Source organism: Clostridium sp. OS1-26 (genome assembly GCF_030915445.1).
Lineage (GTDB): Bacteria > Bacillota > Clostridia > Clostridiales > Clostridiaceae > Clostridium_AM.
The window spans coordinates 1,889,668-1,903,726 of record NZ_CP133264.1 but is presented as its reverse complement, the minus strand read 5'-3'; the positions used below and the strand labels follow the sequence as shown (position 1 = coordinate 1,903,726).

The window sequence follows — 14,059 nt, the reverse complement described above, 5'->3', positions numbered from 1 at the left end:
CTAACCATCACTTATTGTGCAATACTTTCTATTACAATGCTAGGATTATTTAATAAGTCTATTTCATAAAAAGGTATTGGATTTTTAGTTCCACTATCATATAACACTCTGACTACTGGTCTGTCTGGAAATCCTTTGTTTTGCCTTATAACAAATCCCTCATTTCCATTTGATAGTTTAACACAACATCCTAAAGGGTAGATAGCAAATGTATTTTTAAAATTTCTAACTAATTCTTCATCAAAACTAGTCCCACTTCCTGAAAGAATGAGTTCATATGCATCATTAGGGCTAAACTTCTTTCTGTAACATCTATCATTGCTTATAGCATCATATACATCACAAATGCATACAATCTTTGCAAATTTAGAGATTTGTTTCCCATTTAGTCCATAAGGATATCCCCTACCATCAACTCTTTCATGATGCTGTTCGACTATTTTAATTATGGAGTCAGGCATTGAAATGTTCTTTTTTAGCATTTTAGCTCCGTACAATGTATGCTTTTTAATTTCATTAAACTCTTCATCTGTTAAACGTCCCTGCTTATTTAGTATAGTAATTGGAACTTGCGTCTTTCCTACATCGTGAAGTATCGCTCCAATCCCAAGATCTTTTAGGTCCCATTCATTAAATTTTGAGGACATACCTAGAAAAGTCGTCATAATGCAAGTATCTAAAGAGTGTACATATGTATAGTTATCATAGGTTTGTATGTCATAGAGACTTTTATTAACATCTCCAAGATCTACAATATAATTAATCATATCTTCAACAGCACCAAGTGATTCCTTAAGCTTTTTTCCATTACAATCATGTACATTTTTCATAACATTGCACATGCTTCTCATTGTAACCTGCTTTAGCTCTGAAAGCTTTTCATCTTCTACATCCACGTCATCTAATCTATCATCTTCCACATATATATAGAAGACGCCTAATTCTTTTAGTTTTTCTATGTAAACACTATTTAACTTTACTCCAGATCTTAGCAAAACTTGTCCCTCATTTGTTAATATGCTTTTACCTAATACATCATTTTCACTAACTCTATTAATGAACTCTAGCCTCATTTCTCCACCTCAAATAAATCTTGCTATCATACATATATATTTCATACCTTGATTTACACATTATTCTAAAATAAGTCAAAATACTACCACTTATGAAATCATATCATATTATTTAAGAAAATAAAATAGCTATATACAGTTATTATACCAATTTTTAATAATTATTAATAATACTGTTTAAATATTAATTATAAAAAAATTACTGTATTTTCAGATAATTGTAAGCAGCTGTTTAAGCATAGGATTCACTGACGTGAAACTAACTTTCTAGTTTAAAATCCTATATTTTTAAACAACTGCTTACAGTTATTTGTACTCCTCTTCTTTTCCTTTAACATTTTCAAAGGCTTCACCTATATGTGTCTTAATTAGAGAGCATAAGTTATTTAATCTTGCTAACACAATGGAATGTTCCTCATTATAATCAAACTTTACTATCCATGTTGGATTATACTCATCGTCAATCTGCTCTATATTATATTCTTGTTCTATAAACTTATCTTCATTAAACAAATCAAATACAGCAGAGTATTCCCAATCCTCAACATCTCTATTGGTATCAAAATATACATTTATTTTGTCACCATCATAAAACATCTTCTTTATGTACTCTGCGCCTTCACCTACTTCATAGCTTCCTAACTCCTTAGTCATAAAACCTGTATCTTTATCTCTTTCCATTAAAACTAATGAAGAAAAATCCATACATTAACACCGCCTTACATACAACTTTAATAATTTTTATAATATTAGTATTTACTTATTTACAAATTTTAGTTATTATATTATTGTAATTAATTTCCAAAAGTGAGGGAAACTTATGAAAAAGTTTTTAGCAATTTGTTTAATTGTGGTTATCGTTGGTGGATTTATAAAGTTTACTTATACATCTAATAAATGTAAAAATATTGACTATGCTGTTCAACATTACTTTACGTCAGGAATATTAAATCGTTATAAAATGTATAACATAGGCACTCTAGATCTTTCTTTCTCTAATGGCAATATAGCTGTAGTAAAAATTGATGGAATGGAGAAAAAATCCCCGCACCGTCAGGTAGCTTACAGCGTTTTCCTAGAAAGAAATAGCCAAGGAATATGGAAAGTAAAAAAAATCTACTCTGCTCAAGTCACTTTAAAAAGCCAATAAAGCTTTTATGAATAGATATACAATCTATTCTTATTTTTTTACATTGTCTGTACATTCTTCACAGATTCCTTCAAGCTTTAAATCTAATTCCTTATCCATAAACGTAAATCCTGTTTTATCCTTTATTAACTCTTTAACCTGTTGCATTGGACAATCTATTTCAACCTCTTTATGACATAATTTACATTGAAGTATATGTTTATGATCTTCTTTTCTAAGCCTATAATTATTTTTACCCTGCCCTAGATCAAACTTTTTTATTAATTCCTTACTTTCAAATAAGTCTAATGATCTGTATACAGTGGATAAATCAATATTTAAATTTCTTTTCTTACATTCCTTAAAAATATACTCAGCATTTACGGCATGGTCTGATTTATTTAAAATATCCAGTACATTTATTCTTCCTTTTGTAACTTTTATTCCATGCTGTCTTAAGTATTTTTCTATTTCCAATGCTTTCACCCCAAGCTTTCTTTAGAAAAATATCATCTTTATTCCGAAGATAACAAGTATTACTCCGCCTATATAATCTGCATATTTGCCTAAAAGCTCTATTTTTTTTAGGTACTTTGCTATTGCAAATGCAAGCGATGATATTATTAATGTCACCACTCCTATAAATAATGTATCTTTAAGTATAATGAGATTGTTATTTATGTTATTAAGTATAGTGAACCCTATAACCATGGCATCTATACTCACTGATATACCAAGAATAAAATATGTGCCTGGCTTTATAACAGGACACTCTCCTTTATTTTGAAATCCTTCTTTTAACATTAAAATCCCTACAATTGATATAAGAGCTCCTCCTATAACTTTAGGAACGGATGCTATGTATGTATTAAATAACACTCCTGCATATGCACCAATAAAAGCGAATAGAAATTGAAAAAATCCACTGCAGGCTGAAAATAAAACTTTGCCTTTTATTCTTACTCCACTATTTAATCCTATGCATAGTGCCACACCAAATGCATCTAACGATAAGGCTATGGCTATCAGTAATAATGAATAAAAGTCCATACTATTTCTCCTTATTTTTACTTTATTTTAACAATAATATTTTACTTTATATCTATTATATTGTCTATATAAAGAAGTTTTTATAAAATATTTTGCTTAGGGACGGTTCGCAATTTTTATTCAGTCAGATTTAAGTTAAGGGACAGTTTACAATTTTTGTACCGATATTCTGTTTAAATAACTATTAAATCTAATTCTATTTATTAATCTATAAAGGATTAAATTGTTATCATTTGTCAATAATTTTAATAAAACATGAAAGGAGTGGTAATCGTTGAGTAGAACTCCGCGCAAAAAAGGCTTAAGTAATATTCATCACATTATGAGCAGAAGCATTAGTGAACTTCAACTATTTGTAGATTTTAAAGATAAAGATAAATTTCTAAATATAGTTAGAAAATATCAGAAAATTTATATGTTTACTATATATTCATACGTTCTTATGGATACTCACTATCATTTACAAGTTAATGACAATGGTGCTGATATATCTAAATTTATGAAGTCCATAAATCAAAGCTACGCCCAATACTATAATAGAAAGTATTCAAGACACGGCCACTTATTTTCTGATAGATTTAAAAGTAAGCCTATAGAAAAGGATAGTTATGTTGTTGCAGCTTCTGCCTATATACATAATAATCCTAAGGATATTCAAAACTACAAAAGTTGTGTTCACAAATATAAATACTCAAGCCTTAAAGTTTATGCTGGTATGCCCTCAAAATATTCTGATATTTTAGATATAGATTTTATATTAAAATATTTTAATACTAATAAAAGATTGGCACGTAAATCTTATTTAGAATTTGTGTGCAAATTTGATGGCTTAAAAATTAAAGATGAACTAGAATTTAACAGCTCTGAAAGTTTTTATACTCCTATGAAACATATACTTGTGAGGAATTTTAATCCTGCAGATATAATAGCTTTTGTTTCTCATTACAATAAAGAGTCTCTTTGCATTCATGCAAAATATAATCATAGAAACATAGAATCCAAATCAATTTGTGTAGTTCTAATGAGATCTTTGTGTGACTTTAAATTTAGTGACATTTCAAAAACTATAGGGAATTTAACCTATTCTAACATTGGAAGGCTGTGTGAAAAAGGGATCTCGTTGATTAATACCTCTGAAAAATATAGAAATATAGTAAATGACTTTATAAATTATAGTAGGTCCGCATAATTTAAAAATTTGTGAATCTAAATTAAATTTTTGCTTACAAACAATTGTACAAGCATTTAAAATAAGTTAACTTATTGATAAAACTATAGTAATTATGTACTATATGCGCTAATTTTATCTTACTTGTTACTTGGGGACGGGTTACAACTTTTAGTAAATAATAATTGTAACCCGTCCCAGATGCTGAACTAAAACTATGTATCACCAAATTCTCAATACATGCCCATTATCTTTTAACCACTTTCTTCTTTTTTCATAATCAGATAAAACAGACTTCACTGTATTCCAATATTCCTTAGAATGATTCATGTGTACTAAATGACATAATTCGTGTACAACTATATAATCAATAATGCTAATTGGCGCCATTATAATCCTATAATTATAATTTATGTTTCCCTTCGACGAGCAGCTTCCCCATAAAGTTTTTTGGTCCTTGATAAATATTCTTTTAGGTCCTACACCAAGAATCCTGCTATATATATCTGTTCTCTCTTTGAATAATCTAGCAGCCTCTTTTCTATATAAGTTTATAACAGCACTAGATATTATATCATCACTCGCCATACTACTTGAATCCATAAAAACCCTAACTTTCTCATCCTCTATTTTAACATGACATATAGGCTTATTAACTTTAATAATCTCTAATTCCAACTCTTTCCCCAAAAATAGAAATCTTTTTCCATCCTTAAAAGCTCTGTTATAGGCAAAATTGGCTTCTTCAATGATTTTAACCTTATCAGTTATCCATTTTTGCTTCTTCTTTATAATATTTTTAATAGTTTCTTCGCTCACACCAAAAGGAGAAGTAATTATGACTTCTCCCTTATCTGTAATCTTAATTCCAATAGTTTTTCTACGTTTTCTGATAATTTTATAGTTAATTGTTGAAAAATTGTATTGTGTCCCCATTACATTCTCCTATTTCACTGTAACAGGTTTTATTACGTCTTTAATCTTTATATAATAAGTCTTTCCACTTTTTAAATTTTCTTTAGGCGCTAGGCTTATTTTTTTATCATCAACCTTTTTCACATCAAAAGCCACACGTTGTCCAGTCTCTCCATCAATAAATTCCATGTTAGTATAATCTTTAACTGTATCAGCATTTATCTCTTTATTAAAACTTATAGTAAATACTTTATTCTGTGCAATGTCCTTTAGAGTATCTAAATATTTATAATTACCATACAAAAATTTATAAGCATTATCTAAATAGTCTGTAGGTGCTTTAATCCAGCCATTATCAGTCCCTACATATACGCTATCTTTAGAAGCTTTATTCAATATATACTTAAATGCAGCCCAGTGTTTTTCGTCTTTAGCTAAGTTTAAGTTGATCTCAAAATCTTTTCCTGCATAATTTACTTTTACATAACCTCTTTTATCTACATCATTCATACATTTCCCGGAAAATAATTCAGCAACTGCCAAAGAATTAACATCTTTTGCTTCAAAATCAGGTGTTACTCCAACTTTCTGAATTGCATTACCTAGAGGTGAGTAAAACTTTTCTGTAGTTATCTTAAGAGCGCTTCCATCTGATAAAGGAAACATCTTCTGAGCAACTCCTTTTCCATAAGTAGTCATACCAACGAAAAATGCCTTCTTATAATCCTTTACTGCAGCAGATAAAATTTCCGAAGCACTTGCTGTATATTCATTTATAAGAAAAATTATAGGTTTATCTATGGTGATTCCCTTACCTCCTGCTAAATATCTTACCTTATTTCCTTGTCTATCTTCTACTGTAATTGAAGGATTAGATCCGATAAAGTTTCCAGCTATCTCAAGCGCTGTCCTCATATATCCGCCGCCATTATTTCTTAAGTCTATTATGTAACTATCGGGATTTTTCATATTTAATTCCTGCAATTCTTTGCTGAATAATTGTGAAGTGTCCTCACCAAAAGATACAATGTTGATATAGGCAGTATGATCATTTAATATTTTTCCTGTTACCGTTGGAAGACTTATCTCTCTTCTCATTATGCTGAAGTTCAACATAGTATCTGCTCTTTTTACATGAAGATTTACAGTTGTACCTGCTTCTCCTTTTATACAGGATGTTGCTTCCTCTAATTTCAACCCTGCTAATGATTTGTCGTTAGCAGAAATTATTATATCTCCTTCATGAATTCCTGATTCCATCGCTGGTGAATTATCTATAACTGTTTTTACTTTAACTCCCTCAGTAACCATTTCTACTGATATGCCTATACCATACGTTTTATTATCTATACTATTTATAAAATCCTGCTCCTGTTGCTTCGAAAAATATTGAGAGTAAGGATCCTTTAATCCCTCTATAATCTCCTCTATAGTTGGTGCATTTAGCACACTATCAGATACTGGAGTCACATAATTACCTTTAATAATGGCTCTAGCTTCATCCAATGTTTGGCTGGATGCTTGTACCTTAAAGGAAGAACTAGCAATTAGAAATATTGTTAACGCTAGGAGTGAAATTGTACTTTGTATTTTACCATATAATGACTTGCTTCTAATCTCATTCTTTACTGTAGAAAGTTTATTCTTCATGTTTTTTCTAATCCTCCAATACTCTTAATTTGTATATTATAAAAATTATACATCATTTTTCCTATTAATAAAATCTAATTATTTGCAAAAACCTTACGACACTTTATTCCAAAGCTAAGGGACAGTTCACAATTTTTCATCAATAATATGATGAAAAATTGTGAACTGTCCCCATCACTTTACTTATTGCCTTCTAAATTAACAAGATCCATATAATCAAACGAATTTTCCTTCGTGAGTTGAGGAATAGTTATTTTCACGTCTTTATTAATGTTATAGTTTTGAGTATTATAATTAAATCCAAGTCCAAGAATACCTTTTACATCTTCAGCTGTCGCACCCTGAGTATTACTCAATTTATTCATAACCTCAACAAACTTATGAATGTCTAATTGTAAATCAACAATACCATTTTCTCCAATGATATACCCATCGCAGATATTATAAGTTATGTCTATTCCTTTATCGCCAATTACCTTTAAATCTTTTATTGCATCCATAAATATATTTATCTGCTTTATAGATTCTTGAGGATTTGAAGCCATATTAGCAAATACCTTTTCTATATCCTGCTTTTGCTGTTCTTTATTTGGTACTCCTGAAAGATCAACACAGGACAACATAAATTGCTTCATAAAGCTAATGAACTCTTTATTTTGCACTGCATCAGTTGCCGTATAATTTAATAAAGATTTAAATGTCGTATCATTAAGCTTTAACTCATATGTTTGTGCATACTTAATTCCGTCTTTATTATTAATTCTCATTAACCCTTTATAATCAATAAATTTAACCCCTGGATTCCAGTTCTCTAAATATTTTTCCATAAAGCTTTGAAATTGTGGTTGAAAGTTCTTGCTAAAATCCATTAAACCTGTAATATTGTTTGTTCCAGGCATGACTTTAGAATTTACTGCAATAGGATCCATAACCATATATTGTTTTCCTGCAAACTTTGGTGGAAGATATGGCGCTGCAGCCTCAGGAATCTTTACAATCTCCTTAATCTTAGGCTGACTTCCTGTCATATCTAAGCTTACCCAAGCTGTTGTTTGTATGTTCATTCCTGCTACTTGAATATTTATATCTTCTTGAACATTTGATAATGTTTTATCACTATTTCCATTCATCTTTATATCAAAAGTCATTTTAGAATTATTTATTATAGGAATTATTTTATCTGCCTGATTTTGTTCTTCTTTTGGTAAGTCTTTAACACTAGCATTTATTCCTATAGTACTGTCACTCTCCATGGAGTTAATGTTATTTTGATTTAAAGTTGCCTTTAATAATCCACTGTTTATACCTTGATTTTTGTTCATTGGAAGTATCTTTTCTAGTAATGATGTATTTATTACACCTTCCCCGCCTAATACATTAACTTGTCCAACATCTTTTATTTTGTTATCAATGTATTCCTTAACCTTTGCTTCAGAATTTTCATCAACTAAAATTATCGGCGAAGAGGTTAATGCAGCTAATGCAGAGCCTGATAAGGAATCAGCAAAGCCTTTTCTGCTTGCAAAATAAACTGTATCATATTTAAAGTCCTTAGAGAATTTATTTATAATATTTATGTTTCTTTCATATTCATTGTTTCCCGTGATTCTTTCTACATTTGAAAACTGTTTTACTACATCATCATTGATAACGTCTTTATCACCTATAACATATGCTTTTGATATATTGTTGTCCTTTAAATAATTTTGTAATGTATCAGTAACTTTATCTTTTTGCAAAAGTATTATAGGCATTTCCTTTGAAGCTGCAATAGGTGCTGCACTAAGAGCATCTGCAAAATCATCTCCTGCAGCTATAACCACACCATTGGTTGCTCCCACTTTTTTAGCTATCTCAATAGATGTATCATATCTGTCATTTCCAGAAATTCTTTCTATTTCTATCCCTTTATTTTTAATTGCCTCTTCAACCTTTGAAGAAACAGCTCCTGTTCCACCAATTATAAAGGCTTTTTTTGCTTTCAATCTAGATAGTTCATTAGTTAAATTGGAAGCTGAATCAGACTGATTGTCCAAATTATCTTTTGAAACTAATAAAATTGGAGCATTATATTTTTTAGCTAAAGGTGCTGCGCTAAGAGCATCACCGAAATCCTCACCACTAGTAATTACAACATAATCAGATGTAGTATTCCATCCATTTTTTGAAACAGCAATAGATGTATCATATCTATTTGCTCCTCCTATTCGCTCTGGGTTAACTGCGGCCTTAGCCCTAGTAGTAACACCTATACCTAAACACAAGCTTATTGATAACAAACAAGCTATCTTTTTCATGTTCATAGTAAATATCCCCCTTTACATTGCTAATGCTATTATAACACTGGCAAAATTATACTTCAACATGTTTAAGAGCAATTTGGTTCTTGTATGTATAAATCTATTATATCGTTAAAATACTCTATTAAATTATCTATATTGATATAATTCAAACATATGCTAATCTCCAAGTTAAATGTTTTCTAATAAGGCTTTATAAAAATTGGAAATTTCATAGCATTTCGCTTTAATCAAATAATTCTATTCAAATCTGTAATCTTACCCGTTACTTCCATAATAAAACATTATTTAACACATTATGACCCAAATGCTATAATATTTTGTAAGAATCTATCAATTTGTAAATAATATCATTATTTAATCGCTTTTGTAATCGTTTAAATCAAGTAAAATTTATATATTTCATTAGAGAGGAGAAGTAACTATGAAATATAATTTTGACGAAATAATCAACAGAACAAATACAAATTCCGTGAAATGGAACTTTAATAAAGAACTGCTGGGATACGAAGATGTAATACCAATGTGGATTGCAGATATGGATTTTAAAACTGTTCCAGAAGTTACTGAAGCAATAATTGAAAGAGCTAAGCATGGGATATATGGCTATTCCGAAGGAATGAATTCCTACTATGATTCAGTTATAAACTGGATGAAAAAAAGGCACAACTTTAAAATAAAAAGCGACTGGATTTGTACATGCCCTGGAATAGTCCCTGCTCTACATTTTATCATTAAGTCTTTTACTAAACCTGGTGATAAGATAATTGTACAACCACCTGTATACTATCCTTTTTATGATTCTATTTTACATAATGACTGTGAGATCTTAAATAATCCATTAAAATTCGATGGCAAAAAATATTATATGGATTTTGATGATTTAAAAGAAAAGGTTAAAGATAAAGATGTAAAAATGCTAATACTTTGTAATCCTCATAATCCTATAGGTAAGGTTTGGTCAAAAGATGACTTAACTAAGCTAGGAGATATATGTATTGAAAATAACGTTATAGTAATTTCAGACGAAATTCATTCTGATTTAATATACAAAAACTACAAACATACAGCTTTTGCATCTATCTCTGATAAATTTAGAGATAACTCAATAACTTGTACAGCTCCTAGTAAAACCTTTAATCTTGCAGGCCTTCAAGCATCAAATGTAATAATTTCAAATGTAAACCTAAGAAAAAAATTCAAAGAAACTATGATGAGCCACGGAATAAAACGTCTCAATCTTTTTGCAATTGTAGCTTGCGAAGCCGCTTATAGATATGGTGAGCAGTGGCTAGAAGAGCTTATAGATTATTTAGAGGAAAATAAAAAATATTTTAAGACTTTTATTAAAGAAAGAATTCCTAAAATTAAAGTTTTGGAATCAGAAGGAACTTACCTTGTTTGGATGGATTGTAAAGAGTTAAATATGAGCAATGAAGAGCTTCAAAAGTTTATACTTGAAAAAGCTGGAGTAGTCTTTGATGAGGGATATATCTTCGGACAAGGTGGAGATGGCTTTGAAAGGATTAATATAGCATGTCCAAGAGTTATTCTAAAAGAAGCTTTAGAAAGAATCGAAAAGGCTATAAATAACTTATAAGAATTATAATTAAGTTTGTAGGGGGATAAAAATATGTTAAAAGGAAAAAAATTAGTTACTTTAGCTCTATCTATAGTTATGGGAACATTAATATTTTCAGGCTGTGGTAACAAAGCAGCTACAACAACTGCTGAAAGTCCAAAGCCAGAAAAAGTTATAAAGGTAGGAACCTCAGGCGAGTACTATCCATGGACTTTTAAGGAAAATGGAGATTTAAAAGGCTTTGAAATTGATGCTTGGAATGAAATAGGTAAGAGAGCTGGTTATAAAGTTGAATTTAAAACCTCTAAATTCAGCGGACTTTTTGGTATGCTTGATGCTGGACAAATAGATACAATAGCCCATCAAATTTCAACTACTCCCCAAAGAAGAGAAAAATACGATTTCTCAGAAACCTATGCCTACAGCGGATATAGCTTTGCAGTAAAAAAAGATAGCAATTTTAATAAAATAGAGGACTTAAAAGGAAAAAAGGTAGGAGTTTCTTTGGGAGGAAATGGTGAAAAATCCTTAAAGGAAATGAATGAAAAATTTGCACTTAACTTAAATATAGTCACTTATGATACTGTTGCTGTTGAAAAAGACGTAGAAATAGGAAGAGTAGATGCCAGCTTTCTAGGAACAGTAAAGGCTAAAAGCACTATAGACAAAGAAAAAATGAACTTAAAATTAATTGACAGTAATTATGTTTATGAGATAAATCAATATCCATTTAAAAAAGGAGATAGCAGCAAGGAAAAAATTGAAGCTATAAACAAAGCAATTAAATCAATGCATGAAGACGGAACTTTAAGTAGGCTATCACAAAAATGGTTTGGATTAGATACAACTAAAAAACAATAAGGTGTGATGTATAATGCCTAAGTTTGATTTTCATTACTTTACTAACTTAATTCCCTTAATGGTAAAATCGCTACAGATAACTTTTGGAATATCCATACTTGCTTTACTTCTAGGCTTGGTTATAGCACTAATAATAGCATTAATTGTGCAGGCAAAAGTAAAAGTATTGTATCCTTTAACAAAGATATATATATCCTTTTTTAGAGGTACTCCATTAATTGCTCAATTGTTCTTCTTATACTTCGGAATTGTTCAGCTAATACCTTCTCTAAAAGGTATGAATGCCTTTACAGCTGCAGTGCTAGGTATAGGTCTCAACTCCTCTGCCTATATGTCTGAAACCTTAAGAGGTGCTATATCTTCTGTTGATAAAGGGCAAATCGAAGCCTGTCTATCTGTTGGAATGACATATATACAGGCTATGAGAAGAATAATATTACCACAGGCTGCAAGAGTGGCAATTCCTGCGCTTTCCAACAGTTTTGTTGATATTGTGAAGGGGTCTGCGTTGGCATTTACTTTAGGAGTTACAGAAATAATGGCAGTTGCTCAAAGTGAAGGAGCTTCAAGTTATAAATTTTTAGAATCCTTTACAGCTGTAGTTCTTTTATACTGGATTATAATCACTGCTTTCGGATACCTACAAAAGATACTTGAAAAGAAAATGAATGAAGCATATTAGGAGTAGCAATATGATTAGAATAAAGAATCTACACAAAAGCTTTAATAATTTAAAGGTTTTAAATGGAATTAACCTAGATATAAAACAGGGAGAGGTTATTGTTATAATAGGTCCTTCTGGTACGGGAAAATCTACTCTTCTCAGATGTATTAACTATCTTGAACGGCCAGATAAAGGAATATTCGAGCTAGATAAGCTTAAGATAGACGCTGAAAAAGCTAGTAAAACTGAAATACATCAATTGAGAATGAATACGTCTATGGTGTTTCAAAGTTATAATCTGTATAAAAACAAAACAGCTCTAGAAAACATTACTGAACCTCTAATTGTAGTTAAAAATATAAGCAAAGCTGAGGCAAATAAAATTGGCATGGGTATACTAAAACAAGTCGGCTTAGAAGATAAAAAAGACTTCTATCCTTCTAAACTCTCTGGAGGACAGCAACAAAGAGTAGGAATAGGACGAGCATTAGCAGTAAATCCTAAGATTATGCTGTTTGATGAACCAACTTCTGCATTAGATCCAGAATTAGTTGGCGAGGTATTAGATGTTATAAGGAATTTGGCAAAGCAGCATAAAACAATGATTATAGTAACTCACGAAATGAGATTTGCTAAAGATGCTGCGGATAGAGTAATATTTATGGATGGAGGAAATATCATAGAAGAAGGCACTCCTGAAAAATTATTTAATAATCCAGAAAATCCAAGAACAATAAAATTCTTAAATCAAGTTAAAATAAGGTAAAGTTTAAAGCAGTAAGTGCTGTATTGCATTTACTGTCTTTTTACTACTTCTACAAGTCTTACCCTAAAACATTTTAAAGTTTATTTTAACAATGACGATAATATTAAAATATGACCACTTTACAAGAAAATTAACTAACTTAATCTAAATTACTTGTAAAGTGATGCAAAAATGAATTGATATAATGAAAAGGTGATAATATGTTAGTGACTTCTTTAATAGCACTGTTTATAATTCTTACAACTATAATAACATTAGCACTATGTAAAGCTGCAGGCAAAGATAACAGGAAATAGTAGCAAAAATAAGCTTATAACTCGATCAAAAATAAAAGTTACTACACTTAACTATATCTTTTAGTAAACTTGATTTCGTCTAAAAAACTTATAGTAAAATAAATAGTAAATAGACATACCTATTAGACTTCCAGCAAAATCTATTAATACATCACTTACTAAAGATGTTCTCCCAGGTACAAACACTTGATGAAACTCATCTGTAACTGCATAAAATAAACATACAAACATTATATAATTTAATGCTGATTTTCCTTTTATATTAAATGAAAATAGCACAGCAGTTACTATCATAGCAAGAACTAGATATTCAAAGGCATGTGCATTCTTTCTTAAAATTATATTTAAATTTCCCTCTCTTTTATTCAAATATTCATTATCTACTATATTGTTTCCTACAGGCTTTTCATTAGAATTATTTACTACAATTTTTTCTTCTTTCTTAATCTGATGATACTTATTTTTTATATCATTCAGTACACGGTGACTTCTCTCTTCTGAAACCTCACCAATATTTGAGGAGTTATAAAATATAAATCCCATCCAAAGGATGCATAATATAACCAATAATACTTTCTTCAAATGCGCCACTCCTTAATTAAAAA

General features: G+C 30.0%; 14 protein-coding genes. 6 read left to right on the top strand and 8 right to left on the bottom strand.

The window, feature by feature from the left end; all coding sequences use genetic code 11:
- Positions 1-11 precede the first annotated feature (11 nt).
- Entirely contained in the window at positions 12-1,073 is a 1,062-nt protein-coding gene (locus RCG18_RS09490; protein WP_308041060.1) for an HD-GYP domain-containing protein, read from the bottom strand.
- A 306-nt stretch (positions 1,074-1,379) separates the two neighbouring features.
- The gene (locus tag RCG18_RS09485) at positions 1,380-1,778 is read right to left on the bottom strand and encodes a DUF6762 family protein (RefSeq protein ID WP_308041059.1); all 399 of its coding nucleotides are present in this window, start codon (positions 1,776-1,778) and stop codon (positions 1,380-1,382) included.
- Between the two features lie 115 nt (positions 1,779-1,893).
- Here RCG18_RS09485 and RCG18_RS09480 point away from each other — a divergent pair, with 115 nt between their 5' ends.
- Positions 1,894-2,223, top strand: coding sequence for a hypothetical protein (locus tag RCG18_RS09480; RefSeq protein WP_308041058.1), 330 nt, complete (start codon positions 1,894-1,896; stop codon positions 2,221-2,223).
- Positions 2,224-2,253: 30 nt separating this feature from the next.
- Here the strand turns inward: RCG18_RS09480 and RCG18_RS09475 are convergent, their stop codons facing one another.
- Together RCG18_RS09475 and RCG18_RS09470 are read right to left on the bottom strand one after the other, a co-directional pair.
- A complete protein-coding gene (locus RCG18_RS09475; RefSeq protein WP_308041057.1) occupies positions 2,254-2,679 on the bottom strand; it encodes a Fur family transcriptional regulator in 426 nt (141 codons plus the stop codon).
- 21 nt (positions 2,680-2,700) lie between these two features.
- Positions 2,701-3,252, bottom strand: coding sequence for a manganese efflux pump (locus RCG18_RS09470; RefSeq protein WP_308041056.1), 552 nt, complete (start codon positions 3,250-3,252; stop codon positions 2,701-2,703).
- A gap of 274 nt (positions 3,253-3,526) precedes the next feature.
- On the opposite strand from RCG18_RS09470, the gene RCG18_RS09465 reads away from it, so the two are divergent.
- Entirely contained in the window at positions 3,527-4,441 is a 915-nt protein-coding gene (locus tag RCG18_RS09465) for a transposase (protein WP_308041055.1), read from the top strand.
- 201 nt (positions 4,442-4,642) lie between these two features.
- On the opposite strand, the gene RCG18_RS09460 is transcribed toward RCG18_RS09465, so the two are convergent.
- The 3 genes from RCG18_RS09460 to RCG18_RS09450 all read right to left on the bottom strand — a co-directional run bounded on the left by RCG18_RS09460 (position 4,643) and on the right by RCG18_RS09450 (position 9,288).
- Positions 4,643-5,356: a SprT family zinc-dependent metalloprotease gene (locus tag RCG18_RS09460; protein WP_308041054.1), complete on the bottom strand. Its 714-nt coding sequence runs from the start codon at positions 5,354-5,356 to the stop codon at positions 4,643-4,645.
- 9 nt (positions 5,357-5,365) lie between these two features.
- Positions 5,366-6,985 (bottom strand): S41 family peptidase, encoded by a 1,620-nt coding sequence (locus RCG18_RS09455; RefSeq protein WP_308041053.1) that lies wholly within the window; start codon positions 6,983-6,985, stop codon positions 5,366-5,368.
- Positions 6,986-7,164: 179 nt separating this feature from the next.
- The gene (locus RCG18_RS09450; protein ID WP_308041052.1) at positions 7,165-9,288 is read right to left on the bottom strand and encodes a cell wall-binding repeat-containing protein; all 2,124 of its coding nucleotides are present in this window, start codon (positions 9,286-9,288) and stop codon (positions 7,165-7,167) included.
- A 421-nt stretch (positions 9,289-9,709) separates the two neighbouring features.
- On the opposite strand from RCG18_RS09450, the gene RCG18_RS09445 reads away from it, so the two are divergent.
- From RCG18_RS09445 to RCG18_RS09430, 4 genes are read left to right on the top strand one after another with little or no spacing between them, the layout of a single operon-like run.
- Positions 9,710-10,885, top strand: coding sequence for a MalY/PatB family protein (locus tag RCG18_RS09445; RefSeq protein ID WP_308041051.1), 1,176 nt, complete (start codon positions 9,710-9,712; stop codon positions 10,883-10,885).
- A gap of 33 nt (positions 10,886-10,918) precedes the next feature.
- The gene (locus RCG18_RS09440; RefSeq protein WP_308041050.1) at positions 10,919-11,728 is read left to right on the top strand and encodes a transporter substrate-binding domain-containing protein; all 810 of its coding nucleotides are present in this window, start codon (positions 10,919-10,921) and stop codon (positions 11,726-11,728) included.
- Positions 11,729-11,741: 13 nt separating this feature from the next.
- Positions 11,742-12,410, top strand: a complete 669-nt coding sequence (locus RCG18_RS09435; RefSeq protein ID WP_308041049.1) for an amino acid ABC transporter permease — start codon at positions 11,742-11,744, stop codon at positions 12,408-12,410.
- Positions 12,411-12,420: 10 nt separating this feature from the next.
- Positions 12,421-13,158, top strand: a complete 738-nt coding sequence (locus RCG18_RS09430; protein ID WP_308041048.1) for an amino acid ABC transporter ATP-binding protein — start codon at positions 12,421-12,423, stop codon at positions 13,156-13,158.
- Between the two features lie 356 nt (positions 13,159-13,514).
- On the opposite strand, the gene RCG18_RS09425 is transcribed toward RCG18_RS09430, so the two are convergent.
- A complete protein-coding gene (locus RCG18_RS09425) occupies positions 13,515-14,045 on the bottom strand; it encodes a VanZ family protein (protein ID WP_308041047.1) in 531 nt (176 codons plus the stop codon).
- Positions 14,046-14,059: the final 14 nt, after the last annotated feature.